This is a genomic window from Pseudotabrizicola alkalilacus, from assembly GCF_003443995.1.
Lineage (GTDB): Bacteria > Pseudomonadota > Alphaproteobacteria > Rhodobacterales > Rhodobacteraceae > Pseudotabrizicola > Pseudotabrizicola alkalilacus.
Map to the genome: position 1 here is coordinate 23,357 of NZ_QWEY01000005.1, position 23,045 is coordinate 46,401.

18 protein-coding genes, 1 pseudogene and 2 other annotated features are annotated in these 23,045 nt (G+C 57.6%); of the genes and pseudogenes, 5 read left to right on the top strand and 14 right to left on the bottom strand.

Going from position 1 to position 23,045, the window contains the following annotated elements:
• The first annotated feature begins 1 nt into the window (after position 1).
• Positions 2-5,839, top strand: a complete 5,838-nt coding sequence (locus tag D1012_RS10360; RefSeq protein WP_158569305.1) for an AAA family ATPase — start codon at positions 2-4, stop codon at positions 5,837-5,839.
• 98 nt (positions 5,840-5,937) lie between these two features.
• Positions 5,938-6,867: a hypothetical protein gene (locus D1012_RS10365; protein ID WP_147335669.1), complete on the top strand. Its 930-nt coding sequence runs from the start codon at positions 5,938-5,940 to the stop codon at positions 6,865-6,867.
• A gap of 418 nt (positions 6,868-7,285) precedes the next feature.
• Here D1012_RS10365 and D1012_RS10370 read toward each other — a convergent pair whose 3' ends face one another.
• From D1012_RS10370 to D1012_RS23220, 9 genes and pseudogenes are all read right to left on the bottom strand, one after another.
• Entirely contained in the window at positions 7,286-8,653 is a 1,368-nt protein-coding gene (locus D1012_RS10370; protein WP_147335670.1) for a DUF6883 domain-containing protein, read from the bottom strand.
• A 175-nt stretch (positions 8,654-8,828) separates the two neighbouring features.
• On the bottom strand, positions 8,829-9,881 hold the full coding sequence (locus tag D1012_RS22425; RefSeq protein ID WP_147335671.1) for a hypothetical protein: 1,053 nt from the start codon (positions 9,879-9,881) through the stop codon (positions 8,829-8,831).
• The gene (locus D1012_RS10375; protein ID WP_147335672.1) at positions 9,878-10,888 is read right to left on the bottom strand and encodes a hypothetical protein; all 1,011 of its coding nucleotides are present in this window, start codon (positions 10,886-10,888) and stop codon (positions 9,878-9,880) included. Before D1012_RS10375 ends, D1012_RS22425 begins: the two co-directional genes overlap by 4 nt.
• A gap of 107 nt (positions 10,889-10,995) precedes the next feature.
• The gene (locus D1012_RS10380) at positions 10,996-11,223 is read right to left on the bottom strand and encodes a hypothetical protein (protein WP_118151881.1); all 228 of its coding nucleotides are present in this window, start codon (positions 11,221-11,223) and stop codon (positions 10,996-10,998) included.
• A 23-nt stretch (positions 11,224-11,246) separates the two neighbouring features.
• Positions 11,247-11,882: a peptidoglycan recognition protein family protein gene (locus tag D1012_RS10385; protein WP_118151883.1), complete on the bottom strand. Its 636-nt coding sequence runs from the start codon at positions 11,880-11,882 to the stop codon at positions 11,247-11,249.
• A gap of 69 nt (positions 11,883-11,951) precedes the next feature.
• The gene (locus tag D1012_RS22805) at positions 11,952-12,098 is read right to left on the bottom strand and encodes a hypothetical protein (RefSeq protein ID WP_199489483.1); all 147 of its coding nucleotides are present in this window, start codon (positions 12,096-12,098) and stop codon (positions 11,952-11,954) included.
• 17 nt (positions 12,099-12,115) lie between these two features.
• Positions 12,116-12,523 (bottom strand): hypothetical protein, encoded by a 408-nt coding sequence (locus tag D1012_RS10390; protein ID WP_233517088.1) that lies wholly within the window; start codon positions 12,521-12,523, stop codon positions 12,116-12,118.
• A 171-nt stretch (positions 12,524-12,694) separates the two neighbouring features.
• Positions 12,695-12,961: pseudogene (locus D1012_RS10395) on the bottom strand (SulP family inorganic anion transporter); the annotation flags it as partial.
• A gap of 70 nt (positions 12,962-13,031) precedes the next feature.
• Positions 13,032-13,087: a sequence feature (sul1 is cis-regulatory element that is thought to sense ions involved in sulfur or methionine metabolism; They are found in Alphaproteobacteria), on the bottom strand.
• Positions 13,088-13,238: 151 nt separating this feature from the next.
• A complete protein-coding gene (locus tag D1012_RS23220; protein ID WP_118151885.1) occupies positions 13,239-13,550 on the bottom strand; it encodes an NYN domain-containing protein in 312 nt (103 codons plus the stop codon).
• A gap of 67 nt (positions 13,551-13,617) precedes the next feature.
• Positions 13,618-13,671, bottom strand: a sequence feature (sul1 is cis-regulatory element that is thought to sense ions involved in sulfur or methionine metabolism; They are found in Alphaproteobacteria).
• A gap of 308 nt (positions 13,672-13,979) precedes the next feature.
• Here D1012_RS23220 and D1012_RS10405 point away from each other — a divergent pair.
• Positions 13,980-14,519, top strand: coding sequence for an NUDIX hydrolase (locus tag D1012_RS10405; RefSeq protein ID WP_118151887.1), 540 nt, complete (start codon positions 13,980-13,982; stop codon positions 14,517-14,519).
• A gap of 19 nt (positions 14,520-14,538) precedes the next feature.
• On the opposite strand, the gene D1012_RS10410 is transcribed toward D1012_RS10405, so the two are convergent.
• The 3 genes from D1012_RS10410 to pdxA all read right to left on the bottom strand — a co-directional run bounded on the left by D1012_RS10410 (position 14,539) and on the right by pdxA (position 18,579).
• On the bottom strand, positions 14,539-15,753 hold the full coding sequence (locus D1012_RS10410) for an MFS transporter (protein ID WP_118151889.1): 1,215 nt from the start codon (positions 15,751-15,753) through the stop codon (positions 14,539-14,541).
• A 280-nt stretch (positions 15,754-16,033) separates the two neighbouring features.
• Positions 16,034-17,515, bottom strand: a complete 1,482-nt coding sequence (gene aldA, locus D1012_RS10415; RefSeq protein ID WP_118151891.1) for an aldehyde dehydrogenase — start codon at positions 17,513-17,515, stop codon at positions 16,034-16,036.
• Positions 17,516-17,535: 20 nt separating this feature from the next.
• Entirely contained in the window at positions 17,536-18,579 is a 1,044-nt protein-coding gene (pdxA, locus tag D1012_RS10420; protein WP_118151894.1) for a 4-hydroxythreonine-4-phosphate dehydrogenase PdxA, read from the bottom strand.
• Between the two features lie 171 nt (positions 18,580-18,750).
• Here pdxA and D1012_RS10425 point away from each other — a divergent pair, with 171 nt between their 5' ends.
• The gene (locus tag D1012_RS10425; RefSeq protein ID WP_158569307.1) at positions 18,751-19,530 is read left to right on the top strand and encodes a DeoR/GlpR family DNA-binding transcription regulator; all 780 of its coding nucleotides are present in this window, start codon (positions 18,751-18,753) and stop codon (positions 19,528-19,530) included.
• 8 nt (positions 19,531-19,538) lie between these two features.
• On the opposite strand, the gene D1012_RS10430 is transcribed toward D1012_RS10425, so the two are convergent.
• The gene (locus D1012_RS10430) at positions 19,539-20,582 is read right to left on the bottom strand and encodes a four-carbon acid sugar kinase family protein (protein WP_118151898.1); all 1,044 of its coding nucleotides are present in this window, start codon (positions 20,580-20,582) and stop codon (positions 19,539-19,541) included.
• A 45-nt stretch (positions 20,583-20,627) separates the two neighbouring features.
• Entirely contained in the window at positions 20,628-21,464 is an 837-nt protein-coding gene (locus D1012_RS10435; protein ID WP_118151900.1) for a MurR/RpiR family transcriptional regulator, read from the bottom strand.
• A gap of 212 nt (positions 21,465-21,676) precedes the next feature.
• Between D1012_RS10435 and D1012_RS10440 the strand changes: the two genes are divergently transcribed.
• Positions 21,677-22,963 carry an ABC transporter substrate-binding protein gene (locus D1012_RS10440; protein WP_158569309.1) on the top strand — a complete coding sequence of 429 codons (1,287 nt, stop codon included), beginning with the start codon at positions 21,677-21,679 and terminating at the stop codon, positions 22,961-22,963.
• Positions 22,964-23,045 lie beyond the last annotated feature (82 nt).

Consider the following 23,045-nt stretch of genomic DNA (forward strand, 5'->3'; position numbering starts at 1 on the left):
TTTGAGTCCGCCGAATGATATCGAAAGTGGCTTGACGCCAGAACTCCTCAAGGAAGTTCTTGAAATCATTCCGAGTGATCGCCGCACCTTTTCGGAATGTTTCGTTTTTGTCGACAAAGCGGGGAGGGCAAAAGACGAAGTCTTCTATGCCGCACTTCTCGATCGCATACAGTCGAGTGTGGTTTATTGTCGCTCACTCGAGTTGGCCTTTCAAAAATCCCCACGCGATAAGGAGCGCCAACGTGCGCCATCGGTGAGAATTGGCAAGTGGTTGCGGAACAGGTTTCTCAGTCATGGCATCACGTTCTCGGAATTTGCAGACCTTACAGACGATCAGATCGATGAAGTCTTTAGTGTGATGTCTCCGCTGGAAGCCGAGATTTTTCATTTGATGCGTCGTTTTAGTCAAGTTTCAAATGACGAAGCGCATCTATCACTGCCGACGGCCTTGGAAACCACCGAACAACCGCAGTGGATGGTTCTTCGTGATGAACTTCGCGATGCGCTTAACATGTTGGATGATGCTGATACCGAAGCGGCGGGTCAAATTCTGGATCTTGCCAATCAACTATTGAGTGCCTGTGCAGATCACGAGCGCGCAGCGGTTTCGCGCAACGCAGTCGTTCTGCAAACGCTGCGTGAGAAGCTTCTAACCGATCTTGCTGCAGTTGAGGCGTTCTCTGGAGGCGTAGAGTTTCTGGCCAAGGTTAGAACGCTCGATACACGCGATGCCTTGGAACGGCTTGAGGGATTCGTAGTCTCGTTGGTAGGGGCGGCAGCGGTTCTTGCTGAAAAGGTGGCCGCGGCTCATGAAGCGACATTACTGGAGCAAACCGCGCGTTTGAACGCTGATTGCAGTCGTTCAGAGCTTATGGCCGCTTTGGACGCGGCGGAGCGGGCTGAAGGTGAAGAAAAAGCCGCCCATGAGAATTTTGAGAGGCTTGTGCAGCAGACACTAGATCAGCTTGATGTGCCAATATCGCAGGAGCTGAGCGCCGCTATTCAGCTTGCATCGGATGAAGAACGCCTACCCGAAAATGCGCAAGATGATCCTGTCGACATTTATGCGGCATTGCCGCCGACGACCGAGCGTGAGCCAGAACCGCAAGACGATCCGCTCCATGCGACTGTTCCCGGGGCCAAGAACGGACTTTCGGAAGAGAGGCAGTTCGAAGCCGAGCAGCCTGCTGCCATGGCGGAAAAGCGCACGAAACTGGCGGCGGTATTTGAAGATACATCTGCTACGCTTTCTGTGAATATTTCACAGCCTGTTGAGCCAGAGGCAGATGAAGACCCTGCCGCAGTCTGGACGGGCCACAAGACTCTCGAAGATATGCTCGCTGTATATCTTCATGATGGGGAACTTGCTCTGGCTTGGCATTTGGCTGATCTGGCTGAAGAGGCTGGACATGTTCCGCCAATCTCGCCGCTTTTGATCCGCGCGCTTGCTGCCGGTCCGACCATCACAGGTCCTTACGATCAATCAACTCAAGGCATGGGGGAATTGTTAGCGGCTGCCATGTCGGGCCTTGATCGGGCGGAGCAATCCGGTCCGTCTGCAAGCCGTCGGGCTAGAAGCATCGCCTTGGCGGCACTTATGCGGCCTGCACTTTTGTCTCGTGACACTAACGCCCGCGAGCTGCTGGCGAACCTGTCTTTGTCCGGCTCACTCTCGGACTATGCGGGGGTAGTCAACAGCTTGACAAGTCTGCGGCATGATTTTCAGCCCAGTATCGCAGAACTGACCACCTTGGTAGGGGGCGAAAAAAAGCGTCTTTTGCCTGATGTTTTGGCATCCATTCAAGCATGGCTACCCGGGGCGCGTTCGGCGCGATGCATGCATGCGCCCTCGAACACAGTTCTGCACAAGGTTCTGTCCCTACAGGGAGATATGGGGGCACTCTTTGAAGCGGTGCAGAAAGATGATCTGCTGACCATTGAGGAAAGACTGGATTTTCTGCAAGGACTTGTGGAGACCAAGTATGTTGCGGAGCAGCTTGTGGCTGCCGAAGAAAAGGCACTCAACCGTCCCAAGGGAGATGCAATCCGGGGCATGGCTCTTGATTGGATATGTCGGAAGTTGCGCGAAGGGGCCGAACTCATTCTTCGCTGGCGGACGGCCAAACAAGAGGATGGCAGGGTAGACGATCGCCGCAAGGAAGATCTGCAGCGATACATGAGCAACTTACGTAAAGAGCTTGAACAGGTATCTATTGAATCCGATTGCGGTGATGGTCTTGATGCTGCCGTGCAGGCTTCTGTGGACAGGGCCATTCGAGAGATGCTCGCCATCCTTGATGGGCGACATGGCACCTCTGCCCCAGCGCGGATACCTGATACTTTGGAGCTCCCGTTGTTGCGATTGCCTGGTGAATGCCAGCCATTTGCGCCAGATGGCGCGGAATATGCGAAAGAGCGGGCGGTTCAGCGCAAGCTGCTTTTGAGCGCACTGACAACATCTGACGCGGTTGCGCTTGATGAGGTTTCGGCACTGCGACGGCATTTGGCCGATCATGCCATCTTGCCGGCGCGGAAAATTCTCTCAAGGGTTCAGCGATATGGCGAGCTTTCAGATGCTGAAATTGGAATGCTCCAGCAGGAACTGGACGAGAAACACCAAGAAGCTGTGGGTGCCGCGCGATCCGAAATTAAATCGCTGCGCCATGATCTGGAACCTCTGCAGAGCATTGACCTTACCACGTCGCAACAGATCCAACTCTGGCTCGACCGGCTTTCCGCAATAGCAGACGCTTTGGTCAGGAAGCCAGAAGCTGGGCCCGCATTGCCCATGGTTGATGGCCTTCGCACTCCGGATATTCCAGCAGATTTCCCACAATTGTCTTGGGTTCTCCAGGAAGGGCGCACGCTGCGCGACTCTGTGCGATCACGGATCATAGCTGACCAGAAGGGACGCTTAAATCGTCTGATCGACCGCTATACTGCCGATGGAAAATTGGAACTGGTAGAACAAGCGCGTCAAGTGATCGACAACCTGAATGACAGAGACCTTCTGACTGTTGAAGACATCGTAGTACGCTTACAGAATGGCCAGAATCCGTCACTAAGCGATGAGACCAAAGATGACTATTTTTCCCAGTTCTACCCTGATTTTGTCCAAGCCCTCGGCGCTTTGGACCAAGGTGGCGGAAAAATTTTACCCGCAATAGAGAGCGGGACTAAGATTGGGCTGCTTGATTTTTCGCAGTTAGACGACAGCGAGCGCAAGCGTTCAGTCCAATTGTTCGAGAATTGGCGCGCGTTGAAAAATGCCATGACCCCCAACCGAAGTGATCTCGGCCAATCGTTGCGGCAGTTCATGGAACGCCTTGGCTTTACTTCAGTAGAAGTCGAGCGTGAGACTATTCTATCCGCTCAGCTGCGCACGATGCGAATGCGGTGTGCCGAGTTGACCGCGCAGCGTTGGTTCCTGCCGCCAGCATTTGGCAGCGAAGCGCGTGGTAGCTACCCAATATTCCTCGCAACAAGCAATATAGACGATGAACAGGTGACCCGCGAGTTGGCGAAGGTCGGACGCGACGCCCCTTGTATCCTGCTGGTGTTTGGCACTCTGACCAAGACTCGGCGTGAGAATTTCGCTTTGGCAATGCGTCGCGCGAAACAATCGGTGTTGCTGATTGATGAGGCTCAGGTGCTGTTTCTTACGACCGGGACGTCTTGGATGGAGCGCCTTATCTCTTGTGCGGCACCATTTGGGTATCTTCAGCCTTATACGACCAGTGCCGGTAAAATTCCTACCGAGATGTTCTTTGGCCGTGAAGAGGAAATTGAAAAGATCGAATCCGCGACCTCTGATGGCTGTCTTGTCTATGGCGGCCGGCAACTTGGAAAATCAGCGCTGCTTCACCATGTCCGAAAGCGTTTCCATCAGCCCGCGACCGGGCGCCATGCCTATTACCTGAAAATCGATGAATTCGGTGGTCAAGTGCATTCTGCGGATCAAATCTGGTCCCTGATAAAGCGGGAACTGGCGAACGATCAGATACTGCCTAAAACTGCGTTAGATGCTGATGATATTCGGGACGGTGTCCGCGATTGGCTGGACAAAGGCGGAGAGCGCCGGATCTTGTTGTTGATCGACGAGGCTGACATGTTCTTGGCCTCCGAGGTGCGCAACGGCTTCCCGAACCTCAACCGACTGAAAGATATGATGGAGAACTCAGCGCGGCGTTTCAAGGTCGTGTTCGCGGGCTTGCACAATGTGCGCCGTTTGGCAAAAGCGCCGAACTCTCCTTTGGTTCATCTTGGAGATCCTATCTGCGTTGGCCCTATGAACACGTCCAGTATGAGCAGCCTGCAAGCCCGTCGCCTCGTGACAGAGCCTATGCGGGCTGCCGGTTTCGGCTATGCTTCGCCCGACCTCGTTCAGGCGGTGTTGACGCGCGTAAACTACTACCCGTCGCTCGTGCAAGTGTTCTGCAAGGCGTTGCTCGAGGGCATTTCGAGCCAAGCCAGACCAAGGGGGCAAGGGCCGCGCTGGCTGCTTGAAAAGGACAATCTTTTCGAGAACAACGAAGACATCAATTCGCAGATCCGCGAGCGCTTTCAGTGGACACTCAACCTTGATCCTCGCTATGAATTGATCGCCAAGGTTTTGGCGCTGTATAGACTTGACGGCGTTGAACGCGATGGGGGCGCTCTGGCTCCAGAGGATGTTGCGCACGAAGTCGCAGGTTTTTGGCCGCGTGGCTTTGATATGCTGCCGAGCGAGGATTTCCGGGCGTTTCTCGACGAAATGGTGGACCTGGGCGTATTGATCCGACAAGGAAACGGTGTGGGCACTTACGGCTTACGCGGTGCGCAGGTGGCACAGATGCTCGGACAGCGCGATCAACTTGAATACGAAATTCTCAAAATTGCAGAAAAAGAGCCGAGGGTAGATTATGACCCCAGCTTCTATCATCGGCGCGCAAGGTTCGATCAGTTAGAGCGGCGGTCGCCGCTCTCGGATAGTGCTTTGGCCAAGCTTTTTGATTCCAAAACTCCAGGATTAAGGTTCCTCGTCACGGCACCGGGAATTTGGGGGGGCGATGCGGCACAGGCAATAGCGGATTTGGCCGAGGGCTGGCAGGATCAGAACGGGCTGTTGAGTGGCGCACTGTTGCACGGTAGCGAGGATGAGCTTCGTCGTCACGTCGAGCGCAGCAGCGGTCGGCGCGTCATCGTTATTCCTGCCAGTAATAAAGTAGCGCCGAGGTGGGTGTCGTGGCTGGCAGAACGCGACCAGGTGTCGCGGCATGGCAATCTGATTCCGATCTTTGTTGGGGGGCACGAACAGATCGCGAATCTGTTGCCTCAGCGCGACTCTGGCGTTGCAATCATCAAGTTGGTAGCGCGGCCATGGGAGCAAAACATGCTTCGAGCTTGGCTGACCGAGGTCGGTCTTCAGGCGTTGGATTCACTGGAGTTCCGGGGCGTGCTACTCGATGCCTGCGGTGGATCGCCTGTTTTGCTTGAGAAAATGCGCCCTCAACTAGAAGCACTTGTGTCAGGCCGTCGCACAGAAAGCGCCGAGGGTGCTATCCGTGAGATGGGAAGCGGGTTTTCACTGCGGCCCGCGGAAATCGGCTTGCCAGAAAGTTTGGTGCCCGAATTTTGCTCTGCTATAGAATTGATTGCTGATGGTGCGCCTGAGCGTGATGTCGTCGATCTGCTTTTGGCTGCAGGAAACACCAACGCCGGTGCGGATATCACCCTGATGTGTCATCTTGGTCTCTTTCAACGGCCTGACCCAAGTGATCCAGATTGGCTCGTTTGTTCGGCGATGGGCAGCCTTCTGTTCCGGACGTGTGAGCGGCCTGCGGGCGACGGTCGGAACTAATGTCTTCGCTCGCGCCCAGTATCTGGGGACTGCCTTCACTTAGGCAATTCCTTTCCGATGTCGAGGCGACTGTTTGGGACGGAGGGTCGGTTCTTTTGTTGGACGAATCGACACCATCTGGCGTGACAGAGCAGTTGTTGCAGCGATTTCAGGACAGTTATACGGCCAATGAGCTCTCGCCAGCGCAAGGTATTACGCCTTTGTTATCTATCGTCGATCTTGTTGGGTGCGACAAGAATCTGGCCGCGGTTGTCGCCGCTGACAATCACGTTGTGATTGTTGACGGGAGGAAACTTCCGATGGCAGATTTAGCAGAATGGAAGGTGTTTCTTCATCGATTTTCCCTAGCTCGGGCACCTCTTGAAGGCGGCCTCGCTGTGCTTTTTCTCGCGCCGAAAGGGTTTAGCGTTGAAGGGCAAACGAGGGTTGAATGGGCGGGTCGTTTAAAGCGGATTGATGCAATCATCTGGGCGGAGTTCCATGTCCCATCTGGGCGCTCCACTCTTTTCCAGGACCTTGCAGTGAATCTCGCCACAGAACTCTGTGGCTGGCGGCTCGATTTGATAGCTGATTTGGTCACGCAGCGCGAGGAAGACATCGTGCATCCTTACGGTTGGATGAGTCGAAATCTCGACAGAGCCAGCAGTTTTGAAGGCAGTTTCGGGACCCGCACATTCTCGTGCCCGCTGCATCTTTCTTCCAGTCTCCAAGGAAAAGAATGTGATCAGCGCATCTGGAAGGCGCAGCTCGCATCGATTTTTCCGTGGATTGAGGAACATCGCATACGAATTGTAGAGCGCTACAAAAAATTCCTCCGCATTGATGATAGGTTGCGGCAGTTGAAGGTGTTTGAGGTTGAGAATATCGAACTAGGCGCGCTAACATATCAGTTGCGTCAACACGTTCCACGCAACGAATTTGAACACATGGAGGCATTGGCCTCAATGCGCAACGATCTTGCGCATCGCAAGCCTATAGACGCACAGAAATTCAAACGTGCCTTGGAGATATCAGATACGTTGCGGTGATCGCTGTTAATGTTCTTGTTGCCACAGGTGCGAGTCACACAGGACATTGAAGCTCAGGTAGGTTACGGCGGTTGTTCGTCCCCGCAACCAATAACAATAGCGCTGTAGCGTTTAGGCTGCTCGCGAAGGGCAGGGTGGGATGATCGCCCGGAACATGTAGAAACAGTTTGCAGATCGCGTCCCCGCAACCAAAATCTTGTAGCTAGATCAACAGCTTAAGAGCCGCCCTCAAGGGCGGCTTTTTGCGTTCCCCACCGCGGGTCAACAATAGGTCAACAAACGGACGAATTCCGCGTGCGAAAACAGTGGGATAGTAGCCGGGCAGGACCAGAAACGGACAAAAACCGCAGCCGACACAGTTCAACAGGGCTGGGATGCTGAGTGCCCCGTTCTGCAGTTGATCTGCCTCGATCGGCCTTTAAGTCTTGAACAGCTGTATGTTTGCATCGACGCCGTTGAGCTGAAGAACCGCTGCTACTGTTCTTGCCCAAGTGCTTGCTCGCTCGAGCGACTGGCTTTGTATCGGGCTCAAGGTAACTACACCACCGTACCCATCAGTCTCCCCAACACCTGCCTGCCGTAGCCATCGCGCGAAGCCCCGCCGAGCATCAAAAACTCTCACCAGCGCGGTTCCGCACTCTCCTTCTGCAACAGGACCTACCCCGGACAGAAACATGGGAGTTGGAACATGATTGTTTGCAGCATCCTGTCCGGCAAGATTCGCCCAGCTCCAAAGGTTTGACCATTCCACTTTTGTCCTGGGTCCGGGAGGTAGAATTGGTGGATCGCCTGGCTCGACCGCGCCTAAGCGATCCTGCCCAGGAAATGCTGTAGACAGGGAAGGCATTGCACCAGGGACCATATTCCATCCGGTTTCAATTGCTACCGTCGTTCCCGTTCTATTGCGGACTCGCATCAAGACGTTGAATCGCGCAGCGATGCCGGTCTCCCACTCGATAATCTTTACGTCTTCTGGCCTTGCCATCAGAAGGCCGAAGTAGAATTGACCAGCGAGATAACGCCAATCCTCGGGATCAATACCCAAGAAATCAATCAAGAAGGTGGCCTTCGAACCGCCCTTTGGGTGCGTTCGATCCAACAAGTACTTCGTGAACTTGCCCTCTGGCAGCAGCGCCTGCAGGATATCAGTCGGCGTGCCGATGGCCTTGAAGTCAAAGCTAGTGCGGGAATCATTCTGTAGAATGACATTGCTGATCTCGTCCAGTACTCTCAGTTCGACGCTGAGGGTTTGCTTGCGCTTAACTGCAGTTGCAGCCTGCTGTCCTCTAAGCGAGGCTATAGCCGATGGCCTGGCAGGCCCGTGTAGCGCCAGCCATCCATAGGGCTGCCAAACAGAACCAGCGGGCTTGACGTCCTCCGAGCCATCGAGGGGCCAATCCTGATTGCCTTCGAAGCTGAGTTCCTGGATGACTGCACCGTTTGAAATCGCTGCAGCATAGATTAACAAGTCAAAGAAGCCCCGGCGATGGACGGGATTCCCGGGGTCAATCTGAAAAGCGCCCACGTATCCAGGTATTGACCTTAGGTGATTGTCGATTGCATCGCGTAGGTCGTCGTCGAGAGAGGATAGAGTTATGCACTCGGCAGTATGAATTCGAAAGACCTCCAAACCCGCTTCGTGATCCACGCTTGACCACCCAAGTTTCAAGGAATCCAGCCACTCCCAAATGACATACTTGTAGATGTCATTGTCATGGGAGACTGTTCGGCCAGTGCCTCTTTCATATCCGTGCACGCCAGTTGTCCGCTCAGCGAATTCGGACAAAGTCGGTACTCCAACACGGAACTGTGCATGAGTGCGTCCGTTCACATCTGCACTGCCTAGTGCAAAGAGCACTTCTTTCGTAAAGAAGCTCAGCGCCGGGTCAGGTAACCCTGCAGCGCTGCCGTCGAGCAGAAATCCGTATGCATGTTGGCTTGTAATTGATCCGATCCAACAATCAATGACCGCGCATCCGAAGGCTCACGGATCGACGGCCCAAATCTTCGAGCACATCACTAGCGATAAGATCACCGGGAAACTTCGAGAAAGGTTCTGTCGTTAGCTTCTGCGATACTAGTGCCCTTACAACTTCATTGCACACAGCGTTGCAGGCTGTGTCCTTATATCGGGGGACGGATCGCGCACCATTTGTTTCAAGCACTTTTGCAGCAATCAGAAAGAACAGCAAGCGACTGCCACGGATGGCTTGATAGCCCTTTCTGGTAGACTGGTTCATGAACACATGATAAAATATTGGGGGAAAATTGCGCCATTGCCGATCATGGAAATCAATATCCTCAAAGTTAGAAGACTGAATGCAGGAAATAAATTGTGAGAGATAATAGCGCGCTAAGTTCTTTCGCTTAGTATTTGCTCTGAGTGCCGCTTCGAGTATAGTGTCCAGGAATGCTATTGTGTTCTCTTGTTCTTCGATTTCTTCAACACTTGGTATTGGCCCCCCAATCTCTCCACCCCCATGGCGAATGTCCCGAAACGCCACCCAGTTAGAGGCCTCATCATCAACGGGAAATGCGCTGTGGCAAGTTCGGTCGACTTGATCAGCCTTTAGGGCGTTCTTTTCGATTGTAAAGCCAATTCCCTTGAAGCTTTCTTGCGCATAATAAACGCCAACAGCGGCAGGCCCGAAGAATGAACCTGACACGTCAAAAGGATGCAATCGACCTTCAGTGACATGCTGTACTATAGGTCGATCCTCAAGCTCGCCTCGAGCAATGGCTGCCTTAAAGAAAATCTGCTCAGAGAATAAAGTCCATCGTACGGCTGCCACGAAGTCCACAAGTTCTGAAAAAGAGCCGCATTGTAGATAGACGCTATCAGCAAAGAAACGCACCTTTACGTCAGCTTGAATATTTTGGGCATGTTCTAGCAGAGTGTGAGAAAAAGTCTCGATCTTCAGCGGATACTGACTTGAGCTGATTTTTGCGCTGTCTTTCGTTCCAAGCAAATCAAGGAATACGATCCAAGATTCTTTCTCGCGCTGATTTGTCATTTCGCACCCAAGTATACTCGAGTTAAATAAATGGCGTCTGATGCTGCCAACTCGGCTGCGTGCAGCGGGGGATCGTCTCCGAAGCTTAAACCGAACTTCCGGCCACCGGAGCCACGGCTGTCAAGTCCGGTCAGCAGAGCATCGAGCTTGTTCCTTAACTTCGGATTAGTGCGAGCCTCCATGGAACGCTTTTGAACAACTAAGTGGCATATTCCTTGGGGTGCGTCCTCAAGGATACGAAGTAGCGGCCGCTCTGGGAGCTGGTTGCGATATGACGGATAGTTGAGGATCGTGCGCGCCATCTGTTCTCGCGAAATCTGTGCGCCAGAGATCACTCTCAGCATGAACTCGTCCCACAAGCGCACAAACGCATCGAGATGTGCTTCTGTTCCAAACTTGTCACTTTTTCTGGCCAAAGCCGAAAATGATACGTAAGGGGCGGTTTCTTCAGCTAGGTGACCAGCCTGATGTGCAAAGATCACCTTCTTCCGAAACAGCTCCTTTAGCGTTCCCGTGGGACCAAGGGTGCCCTGAATGATCTGCGCAGGAAGATAGGAGTTGGCAAAGCTGATATCGAGAAGAAAGTCTGCAAGGTGGTTGGCGACAGTCTTAACTGTAGCTCCGGTGTGAGCGACGTCGACATCCAGAGGATGTGGCCCAAGGTATCCATCAGCCTTCTGCAGGTCGATCGCAACGAGCAACGGATTGTTGGTCACAACGGTCGGCAGGGTATCCCAACCATTGTCTGAGACAATGAAACGATAGCTTTGCCCACACGGTATTGGGAAACCTCGTGCCGCCGACCACTCAGAGAAGTTACGGTGTTGAGGGCTACCAAGAATTGGATGGATGCTCACGCCAGACAATCGAATGCCAGCTGTGACGGCAAGATTCTTCTTTGCCGATAGAAGCCTTAACTCCCAGAGTTTCTGGATGACTGGAATAGGGAAATTCGTTACGTTGTTTTGACCTACAGCTGCCAGTAGTATCCGCGCTCCAGTACTCAAGACTCACCCTTCCAACGCTGTGAACCCTCATCTTGTTTCAGCGGCAGTTGTTTTTCAATTTGTTTCTTGGTGTTGAGGGTCGCTCACGAGTGCTTTCTCTTCCCATGCTAAGCCCGTTCCCGCACCACATACCCCGCCACGAAGTTCACCGCCCCCTGCGCGAGCGAAAGTCCCCCGGCAACAAAGGACGCCCCGACTTCGCCACCGCAGGCTTCCGAAAGCCCCGGCAGCCAGGGCGCGATGATCGCGGCCACAATTGGGCCCAGAAGGCTCGTCCAGCCGACGGCGGCCATTTTGCGGGTGGGGCGCAGGCTGGGTTGGTTGATCAGGTTCATCTTGGTCTCTCCTTTGATGGGTTTCAGGCCCGGTTGATCCAGTTGCGCACGACGAAGCCCGGGCAGGCTTTGGCGGCGTGGTCGTTGTGACCGGTGATGCGGGTGATGGCGGTCTCGGCGCGGATGGCTTCGATCAGGCCGCGTAGGGCGCGATCTTGCGCTGTGGTGAAGTTCCGCTCGAAGGGATCGGTGGCGGATGATCCCGCGCCGCCGATCAGGCAGATGTGGATCACGCCGCGGTTGTGATCCTCGACCCCGGCGCCGATTTCGGTCTCGGCGCGGCCGGGCAGGATCGCACCGTCGCGATCGATCAGATGGTGGTAGCCGATCTTGCGCCAGCCGCGCTCTTCGCGGTGCCAGCGGTCGATCTCTTTGCGCTTGGCCGTGAGGGGCTGCCCGCGCATCCACTCCGGAGCGGTGGCGGCGCAGTGGATGACGATTTCGTCCACGGGGTAGCGGGCACTGCCCTGGAAGATCATCGGCTCGCCTGGCACTGCGACCGCAGGCTTCAGGTTGCGGATCGCGCCGCCCTCGGCTGCGACGGCTTTCAGCGAGGCATCGGTGCGCGGGCCGAAGAGCCCGTCAATCGCACCGGTGTAGTAGCCGAGGCGCGCTAGCGCCATTTGCAGCGCCTTCAGCGCATCGATCTGTTCGGTCATGGGTGTGGTCCTTTCGTGCAAAGAAAAACCCCGCCGGAAGGGCGGGGCGTGGGGCGGTATGGGCGGGCTTCAACCGGCGACTGGCGGGTCGAGCGGCGGGCTTTGCGCCTCCCGGGCTGCGGCCAGTTCGGCGGCGAGAAGGGCGCAGCGTTCGGAGAGGATCGCGATCTGCTGGCGCAATTCGGCGACATAGGCAAATGAGGCGGCGGGTGACATGTATGCTCCTTTCAGGGTTAGAAATCGGTTTCGAGGTAGAGGCCGGTGCATTCAAACGCGACGGCCGCGGCGGTAGCGCCGTTGTTGAGGAAGAGGCGCGGGGCGAGGAAGGTTGCCGCCTGGGGCAGGTCGGTCGTCACTTCCTGTTCGAAGACAGCGCCGGTCAGCTCGTTCACTGCGCGTAGCCAAATCGAGCTGCCCGCCGCCGGGCACCAAATGGTGAGGGTGATCAGCCCGGCGGTCGCGACCGGAAACCCAGCACCGAGATCCACGAGGGTGGGCGCGCCGGTCGCGTCATTGCGGACGAGTTGCCAGTTTGTGTGGGTGCCCCGCTGAAACCCGAGGCCGATGGCTTCAACAAGGGTCGCCAGGGTGGTCGTGACGGCAAGGGCAGCGATCGATGCCAGCAGGCCGAAGAAGCCCATCCCCGTTGCCTGAAGGGTCGTGAGGCTGATCCGCGAGACAAAGGTGAAACCGCCCAGACCCGCGGCATTGCCGCGCGCTGATCGCAGACCGAATCCACCACAGCCGCCGAAGTGACGCGCCAGCGCCGAGAACTGTTCAGAAGCGATCCAGCGGTCAGGGCGGTGTGGCTATTCAAGCCCGTGGTCCCGGACCAGAGTGATCATCAGCACTGCGGTAGCAGCTGTTGCTGCTGAAATCATCCCGGGCCGCCCGCCCGTAAAGGCGATCAGCACCGCGATCGAGAAGCTGGCGTAGAGGCCGACCTTTGGGTCCACGCCTGCAATGATGGAAAATGCGATGGCCTCGGGAATAAGAGGCAAGGCGACGACGATCCCTGCAATAAGGTCGCCACGGATGTTGCCGAACCATTGCTGGCGGTAAGCATCTATTGAAATCATGTAAATTCGTTCCTGATCGAGCCGGACCATATTGTCCCTGCATCGAGTTTTGATCTGATAGGTCAGTTCAGGTTGTCCGGCGGTTCGGCGGCCGGAAGAGCCACCCGGGCTTTCACCGGGTCCATGCGTTTCACGGCAGCGTTATCCGCAAACATGCATCCTTGGCAACCCATAACATACCATTTCACGCTGCGTTGCCGCATTTCGGTCGAATGCGGCGACTTTTTAACCGTAGGCAAGAAAGAAACGCTCATCCTCGTTGATGTCGATAAATTCCTCAGCCAGATCGATCAGGGGCGGCGGCGGCGCGATACTGGCAGGAACCGCTCGGCTGGACACAAGCATTACAAGAACGCCCATGCCGTTCAAGCCAATCAAAGAAGCGCTGAAGCCGGTGGTATTCATCAACATCACGCGCGTCGCGGTAGTAGTACGCTTTGACTGGCTCGTTTTGGCTGCTGAATTCATCTCTGAGTCGCTCCAGGTCAAGCGGGCGGCCCAACTTTGATCGCAGTCGATCAAGGTGGCTACCATCGATAAATAAAACTCGGCGTTTTCCGCCCCCTGAGTCCTTCATTGAATTTTGCATTTCTTGATTCACGCATCACTTGCGGGTTGTGGCGAGCGTGCGGGCAGCCTGCCCCAACGGGAAGGCTTAGTTGCCGGGGGATAGGCGCCCGGAGAAGCCATCCAGCGAAACTGGATCCTGTGCCCAGACAAAATAGGGTAAACCAGATCAAAAATGCAAGAGAGGTGAGTGGTGCGGGTCTCTGTTGTGAGAGCATAGCCCGGTATATGCGCAGTGGCTGAGGCCCTTCAGGTGACCTGGTGCGGTGGCCAGCCATTACTGATGGACCCGGAGATGCCGCGCAGCACAGCCTGCTCTTTACTTGCATCTGGAACAGACTTGGTGTTCGACAACTTGTCGACGCGATCATCGCGACGGCAGATAAAATTCATGGTCCACTGCGGAATAATGAACAGCTGACATGATTATCGACAATCTGAAAATGCAGCCATGAAACTGATCACAGGACTCGTCCATCCAGACGTGAAAGATGGCACAGGCAAAGTGCTGACCAGACAGGCGGCGCGCGGCATTGTGCTGCGCGAGATGTCGATCCTGTTGCTGTTTACCGAACGCTACAACGATTTCAGCTTTCCCGGTGGCGGTGTCGAAAATCACGAGGACATGATTGATGGGCTGCGTCGCGAGCTTGAAGAGGAAACCGGTGCCCGCAACGTTCGGGTGCAACGCAACTACGGCTATGTCGAAGAACTGCGCCCGCACAGGCGGGACGGGTTCGATCTGATGCATATGACATCGCATTTCTTTGTCTGCGATATTGATCCAGACCTGTGCGCGCCGAAGATGGAGCATTACGAGACGGCGAACGGAATGCGGCCCGTCTGGATGAACCTGCACGAAGCCATTGCCCACAACCGTGGCGTGATGCGGCGTGCAGAGACGACGATGGGCCTGTCGATCCTTCGCGAAACCTTCATGCTGGAAAACGTTGCAGCCTCGCTTGACTGCAGCCCTGTTGCGGTCGGATGAAGTCCAATCTTGGGGTGTCTTAAAGGTAACGCGCAGCGCGGCGTCCGCCAATGGCCCCGAGCGTAGCGGCGATCACGAAATAGGCGCTCATGCCAAAGGCCTGTTGCGGCATGTCAACGCCCCGGTCGATCAGCCAGCCGCAGATGCCCGGCCCGAGCGCAGAGCCCAGCACCATGACGGCCCCGGTCATCGCGCGGATGCGGCCCAGATTTGCGGTGCCGAAAAACTCTGCCCAAAGCGCCGCGCTCATCGTTGAACTGGCCCCGACGGAAGCCCCGAGCAGCATCAGGGTTCCTGCACCGATCCATAGGGTTTCGGCCATACCGATCAACAGATACCCGAAGGCCATGGGAATGAGATAGAGCCCCGCAATCCGGGGTGAGCCGATCCGGTCCACCAACCAGCCGGTCAGCAGCATGGAAGTGACTGCCGTTGCGCTGAAAACCGGAAACAGCGACACCAGATCAAAATGTGCCCAGCCCTTGGCTTCTGCGAAATGAACCTGATGGAAAAAGAAAGCGGTATTCCATGCCGCCGGACCCAGCAGGGCAGGCAGCGTCAGCCAGAACAGCCAGTGACGCAACACCTCGACCCGCGTCCAGCTGCGGCCCCCCATGCCAACGGAGGTGTTGTCGCGGGCCATGGCCTGCGGAGTGCGTTCGGATTTCAGAACCAACACCATGACACCTGCCGCCACCACCAGAAACAGCGCCGCGACCATCCAGAGGGTGCGCCATTCGAACCAGCCCATCAGCCCGACAAAGGCGAGCGGCAGCATCGCTTCGCCCAGAGAAACCCCAAGGGCAGCAATGGAAATTGCGCGCCCCCGGGTTGCCACGAACCAGCGCGACATGGCGACCATAGAGGTCTGCATCATCATGCCCTGACCCATCAGCCGCAGCAGAAAGATGGCGAAGGTGAGTGCGGCAATGCTGGTGGACAGCGACACTAGGGCTGTCGCAACGGCAAGGCCGATCATTATGACCGGGCTGATCAGCCGCACGCGGAACCGGTCGGTCAATCCGCCGGCAAAGACCATGCAGGCGGCGGATGCCATGGTGGCAAGCGCATAGATGCCGCCCCAGCCGGCATTGGTCAGGCCAAATTCCTGCCGGATGTCGCCGGCGAAGACGGCAATAAAGAAGGTCTGGCCGAAGCTGGACGAAAATGTGAGCAGGAACCCTGCAAAAAGCCAGGGCGCGTTCTGACGCAAAAATCCAATCGGACTGGGCATCCAGTCAGATCTCCTAGGTCACGAGTGCGTTTGAAGGTTTCGCCGAACGACCATTCGCGCAGCTTGCGCAAGGGCATCGGAAAATTCCGAAGGTGAACAAAACACTCTCTGGTCCGGAGATCAAGTCGAAACCGGCTGTCTGGCGTGGTCTGGGTAGAGAAGCCGTGTCACCAGGCGACACAAGCGTGCTTTACCGATCCCTGCAACCTGTGGATAGGGTCACACGCAGACCTCAGATAGTGCGCGTGACCCCTGACAGTGTCGGGATGGCCTCAGGCCATCAGATGTAGGGCATCAGTGGCACGGGCGAAGACCCGGACCAGTTCACATAGACGGTCTTCTTGCGCAGATAGGACTCAAGCCCGTGAATCCCGTCATCGCCGCCGGGACCGGAGTTGCGATAGCCGGTGTGATAGCCCTGCAGCGCCTCTGGCCCGATGCGGTTCACATAAATCTCGCCAAAGCGGATGTCGGCGACTGCCTGCATGATGCGCCGGTAATCCTGGGTGAATAGATAGGCAGACAGGCCATAGCGGCTGTCATTTGCCACAGCCATCGCCTCGTCGAAGCCCGATACTTTCATCACCGGGATGACGGGGCCGAAAATTTCGTCCTGCATGATCGCCATATCGGCAGTAACCCCGCCCAGCACGGTTGGTGTCATCCAGTAGCCCCCGGCCACCGGCGGTGTGTCTGGCCGTCCGCCCAGCAGCAGCGGTTCGGTACCGGAGTTCAGCGCGGCGGCCAGAATGGCCTCCACCTTCTCCAGTTCCACGCGCGAGACTTTGGGACCAAGATCGGTGGTCTCAAGCATCGGGTCGCCCAGCCGCAGCGCCTTGGTGGCCTGCACGAAGCGGGCGACAAAGGCATCGTAGACCTTTTCATGCACCAGCATCCGTTCGTTGCAGATGCAGACCTGCCCGCAGTTCATAAACCGCGAGGTGACCGCCGAGGCCACGGCAAGATCCAGATCGGCATCCTCCATCACGATCAGCGGGGCTTTACCGCCCAGTTCCAGCGAGACGGGTACAAGGTTCGGGGCAGCAGCGGCCATGATGCGTTTGCCGGTCGGCACAGAGCCGGTCATCGTCACCAGATCCACCTGCTGATGCGTGGTCAGGGCGGCCCCTACGGTGCCGCCTGCGCCAGTGACAATGTTCACCACTCCCGCAGGCAGACCCGCCTGTTCGAACAGCCGTGCCATATACAGCGCCGAAAGCGGCGTTTCTTCGTGGGGTTTGAGAACGATGGTGTTCCCGGCAATCAGGGCAGGGGCAACTTTGCGGCTGACAAGGGCGGCGGGGTAGTTCCACGGAATGATGCCGACGACGACACCGACCGGCACGCGCTGAATCCAGATTTGCTCGCCGGGCGCGTCTGACGGCAGGATCTCGCCCTGAATGCGGCGGGCAAATTCCGCGAAATAGGTGAAGAACTCTGCCGCACCCCCCACTTCGCCACGCGCTTCGGTGATCGGTTTGCCCTGTTCGCGCACGACCAGCCGCGCCAGCGGTTCGGCATGGTCGCGGATCAGGCCCGCGATCTTGTGCATATAGACCCCGCGTTGAAGTGGCGACAGCCGCGCCCAGGCGGGTTGCGCGGCACGGGCTGCGTCGATGGCCTGCAAGGCCTGTGCCGCGCTCGCCTCAGGGGCATGGGCAAACACTTCTCCGGTGGCGGGGTTGATGACGGGGCGGGTGCCTTCGGCCCCCTGTTCCCAGTGCCCGCCAATCCACATGCTGCTGTGATCGTCGCTTTGCATCCTGTCTCCTCCCAAAGATCCTAATCCGTGATGGCCGTGTCGGCCTTGCTGCTCACCAGTGCGAGCGCGTAGTCGATGGCCTCGATCAGGCTGGTCGCCTCGGCAATGCCCTGACCTGCGATGTCGAAAGCGGTGCCGTGATCGACAGAGGTGCGGATGATGGGCAGGCCAAGGGTGACATTCACCCCGCTCAGCCCGACCCAGCGGCCGGTTGCCGGATCAACGGTGAAGCCAAGCAGCTTGACCGGAATATGCCCCTGATCGTGATACATCGCGACCACGGCATCAAAAGCGCCGCCGCGCATTTTCACAAAAACCGTATCGCCCGGCACCGGGCCGGTGATGTTCAACCCTTCGCTGCGCAACTGCGCCACCAAGGGTTCAGTCACATCGATATCTTGTCGCCCGAAGATGCCGCCTTCTCCCGCGTGGGGGTTCAGTGCGGCAATGGCGATGCGGGGGGCGGCAATGCCCAGCCGGCACAGGGCGGTGTGGGTCAGGGTGACAACGTGCCGGATGCGTGCGGCGGTCGCGCGCTTGGGAACCTCTTCCAGCGCACAATGCGTTGTGACATGTGATACGCGAAACGCCCCATGGGCCAGCATCATCACGCTGCCCTTTGCTCCGGTCAGATCGGCCAGCAATTCGGTATGGCCTGCATATGCATGGCCTGCCAGATGCAGCGCCTCTTTGTTCAGGGGTCCGGTCACGATGGCATCGGCGGCCCCGGTCATCGCAAGCGTGGTTGCTTGCACCACCGCACGATAGGCCTGCTCTCCGGCATCGGCGGACACAGAGCCGGGCAGGATCGGACCCGCAGGGGGGACTGTCGGCAAGATCGCCGCTCCAGACAGGCCGCGCACGTCACCCTGCGCAATGATGGGCGGGCAGGGTAGGCCAAGGCTGACCGCGCTGCGCCGCAAAGTTTCCGCATCGCCAATCAGCACAAGGGCCATGTCCTGTGCGGATAGCCTGTTCGTCAGGGCATGGCACGCCTTCAGAGCGATTTCGGGGCCGATCCCGGCAGGGTCACCGATCGAGATGGCCAGAACAGATTTTGGCATCTTTTGACGCGGCCTTTCAGATGATTGCTGCGATTCGTGACAGATTGTGATCGTTTATGAGGCATTTTGAACTATTTTGGTAGATGTTTGCGAAACTGTGAGAGCAGGCTGGAGCATTTTCGTAGTTTTGTGCCAGAGTGTGCGGACATGTCACCGATCAACAGGGCGCATATGCTACCAGCAAAAAGACGGGCCAGAATTCTGGAGGTGCTGCGCGCCGAACAGATGGTGTCTTTGAAAGATCTGTCGGAAGCCTTGGGCATCTCGATTTCGACGGTGCGCCGCGATGTCGATTATCTGGAAGAGGCTGGTTATCTTTCCCGCACCCATGGCGGCGCGATTTCGACCGCGCGGGCATCCACCACCTTTGAGCCAGAAGCGGCCATCGCCTTGGCCATTGAAAGCGCGGCAAAGGCTGCCATCGGTGCCGCTGCGGCGCAGCTGATTCAGCCGGGGCAATCGGTGTTGTTTGACAGCGGAACCACAACCGCAGCGGCGGCAAGGGCCGCAGCGGGGCTGACCATTCCCTTCACCGCGATGACCAATGATGTGATGATCGCGTCTTGCCTGTCACAGAATGCGCTGGTGCAGACCAGCGTCACAGGTGGGACGATCCGCAGCGGGACCACCACATTGCTGGGGGCGGATGCAGTGAACTCTGTCGCGCGGCTGCGGGCCGATATCGCCTTTGTGGGCACACATGCGATCACGCCTGACGTGCTGTCGGATACGTCGCTGGAACTGGCGGACCTCAAGCGCCGGTTTCTGGCAGCGGCGGACCGGGTAATCCTGCTGGTGGACAGCAGCAAGTTTTTCAACCGGGCGTTCTGTGCCTTTGGCGAAACCTCTGCGGTTGATCTGCTGCTGACCGACAGCCGGATCAGCGCGGATGCGACGGCCGCCCTCAAAGACCGGGGTATTGAACTGCGGATGGTGGATATCGCGCCGTAAGGGGCGGATCAGCGCGGAGATGAGCCCGAGATCAGCCGCGACACTGTATCGGGCGCGCCGAAGCCGCCGGATTTGGTGACGATCTGAAGCCCGGGCCACCCCGTCAGGGCGGTTGAAACCGGCAGACCGGGCAACACCTCGCCCCGCACCTCAAGCAACCCGATGCCCAGTTCCGACAGGACCGCCTCGGCGGTGGAACCGCCACAGGCCAGAACTGCGGCAGGCTGTGCGGCTTTGACCCATAAGGCCACACCCGTGGCAAACCGGGCCGCTGCCTGAAGGGGCGTTGCCCCAAAGCGGCCGGGTTGCATCTGCAAGATCATCACAGGGTCTGACGCCGCCGGTGGCGGGGGCACTGCGCCATCGGGGGCCGGGAAAACGTTAAACCCTGCCAGTTGCGCTAGCGTGATCGGATCACGCGACCCGATTGCAAACAGGGCAGGGGACGCCAACCGCTGATGAGGCGTTGGCGGTGCACTCCCAGTCAGCCGCCGCGCCAAAGCCTCTGCCAGCCCGGCAGCCCCAACAAGCACGGCAGACTCGGCGGCCCCAGCAAGGCCGGTATCAATCTGCGATTCAGACCAGGCATTCAGCACGGCAGACGCGTCAACTCCGGCACGATCTGCCACCGGAATGGCACGCTCAACGCCCATGCCGGCGACATGGCCAGCCTCAACAAACCGACCCAGCCGTGGAATTGCCGGGCAGACCAGCACAGGCTGACCCGGGTTGCAAAGCGCCTGAAGCTCGGCGGCGATGTGGCCCTTCATACGGCTGTCGATTTTCTTGAACAGAATGGCAGTCCGGGCCAACGGGTCGCTCTCAACAGTCGCCCGCACCTGCAAAATGCGGGCAACGGCGGTTGCCTCCGTGCCGTCGCGCGATCCGGTCGAGACGGCAATTACCTGCGCCCCGCTGCGCAGCGCCACGTCAAGATGATCGGTCGAGGTGGCACAGACTACCGTCATGCCACGCGCCGCAAAGGGGGCAGAACTGTCGAGCGCGCCGGTCAGATCATCGGCAATCAATATCACCTTGGGCCCAAGGGTCATGCGATGGCCTGAGGGCACAACCGACATGTCCCGGCAGCGCCCATCCTACCGGCTTTCACTGGGCCGGGTCTCATTTACGGCGATGGCAAGGGCCTGCAACACGCAGGTTCCGATCACCAGCGGATGCGACGCAATTGGGCTGCGCTGCGGAGTCTCAATGGTCACTCTGGCGATGGCTGCCAAGGGGCTGAGCACATTGTCGGTCACCGCAACGACAATGCCGCCCCGCGCGGCGTGCAGCTTGGCCCCGCGGACGACAGAGGTCTGATAGGGGGCGAAACTGATGGCCAGAATTGCGTCTTCCATCCCCAGAAGTTCGATCTGGCGGCCAAAGAACGACCCCGCCTCGTCCAGCATGTTGGTGGGCGTGCCAAGGCTGAGTGCGGTGGCGTGAAAGATGCAGCCAAGCGCAAACGAGGTTTGCTGCGCCAGAACGTGAATGCGATCTGCCCGCACCAGTTCGATCACCGCACGGTCGAATTGCTTGCGGTCCAGTTCCTTGAACAACCGGTCCAGATCGCGGCGCGCCTCGCTCATCAGCGCGTCGGCAACCGCGATGGCCCCACTTGCGGGATGGGCGCTGATCGCCTCGCGCTCGCGGATTTCGCCCATCCGGTACACGAGGTTGTCGCGGAAGTCCCGCTTCAGCTCGTTGAACCCGGCATAGCCAAGCGTCTGCGCAAAGCGCACCATGCTGGAAGGCGGCACACCGATTCGCTTGGCGAGTTGCTGCGCGGTTTCCACCGCGACCGTATCGGCGTTCTGAATGGAAAACTCGGCGATGGCCCGCAACTGCGGACTCAGTTCCGGATAGGCGCGCGCAATACGGTCCCGCAGGCCGGCAAAGGCCCCGTTCGTCTCGGTTTCGGCGATATTCCCCAAGATGAGGCCCCTTTGATCTTCGGTTCAAAAATTCCAATACTACCATCAGAATGAAAATTCAATCGTTGACAGGTTTGCGAATTTACGGGTTACTGGTGGCAGGAGGGTAGCGATAGCAGAGTTTCGACCCGTTTTGGAGGACGTGTCGAAACGGAACTTTGGCCCTGATGGTCAGAGAGAATGCAGGAAAAAAGCAACCAGGGAGGAATACAATGAAATTTGGACGCAGAACGACAACGTTCATGCTGACAGCAGCACTGGCACTGGGAACGACTGCGCTTTCCGGACTGTCCAGCCAGTTGGCGGCGCAGGAGCGCACGCTCAAGGTCTGGTTCGGGCGGGATCAGTTCATCCCCGAAGATCAGTTCGCACAATTCAAGGCCGAGAACCCCGATATCGCGGTTGAATTCGAAGTGATCCGGCTGGAAGATGTCAGCGCGCAACTTGTGCTGGCCACACGGTCCGGCAATGCTCCCGATATCGTGCAGATTCAGGCACGCGACATCACCCAGCTTGCGCAGGGCGGTATGCTTAAGGAATTCGATGCGCAGATCGAAACCTTCAAAGAGCAGTTTCCGGACACCTATAACCAGCTTTCTCCCATCGCATGGGAAGGCGCTTCGAGTGCGGATGGCAAGCTTTACGGCGTGGCGCTGTTTGTGCAGTCGATTTACCTGACCTACCGCAAAGACCTGCTGGAAGCCGCAGGAATCGCGATGCCTCTGGAAACCACAGACAATGTTCTTGCTGCGGCAAAGGCAGTCAGCACCATTCCAGGTGGGGGCGACATGCTGGGGTTCAGCCTTATTGGCTGCTGTGTCGCGCCGACATGGGAACTGCCGCTGTTTCTGGCAATGGGTGGGCAATTCATCGACGGCGTGCCGCAGATCGACACTGAAGTCGGCATCGAATGGATTGAGTTTTACCAGACCCTGATGCGCGATAAATCGGCCAGCCCGGATTCTGCAAGCTGGGATTCCGGCCAGATGCGCGCAGCCTTTGTCGGTGGTCGTGCCGGTGTGATGCACGAAGGCGAGCATATCTATGTCGAGATCGAAAAGACCATGCCCTATGCCGAGGGCAAGTGGACGTTCGAGCGTCTGCCAACCCGCCCGGGTCAAACAGAACCGCATGTGCAGTCGGGCTTTGCCTTTCCCTTTGTCGTGACCACGGCAGCGGATGATGATGATGCGGTGGTCCGTGCTCTGGAATATCTGGCGCGCCCGGATTTTGCCAAGCAGGTCGCCATCCGGTATCAGCCGACCACCAATTCGGCGGTCTCGAACGACCCGGAATATCTGGCGGCAAAGCCATGGGCGCAGGATATCGCCCCCTTGGCCGCATCGCTGGTGTCCCTGCCGACACACCCAACACGGGTGATCCAGATCTATGACGTGCTGACCCAACTGCGGGACCGGTCTGTGGCGGACACCACGACCCCGGCTGCCGATCTGGCCAAAGAGTACCAGGATCTGGTGAACAAGGCCGCCGGTCTCTGACCAACCAACTTTTGCTCCCAAGCAACTGCGGTACGGATTTATCCGTACCGCCCTTTTCACCCACGCTTAACGTCAGAGGCCC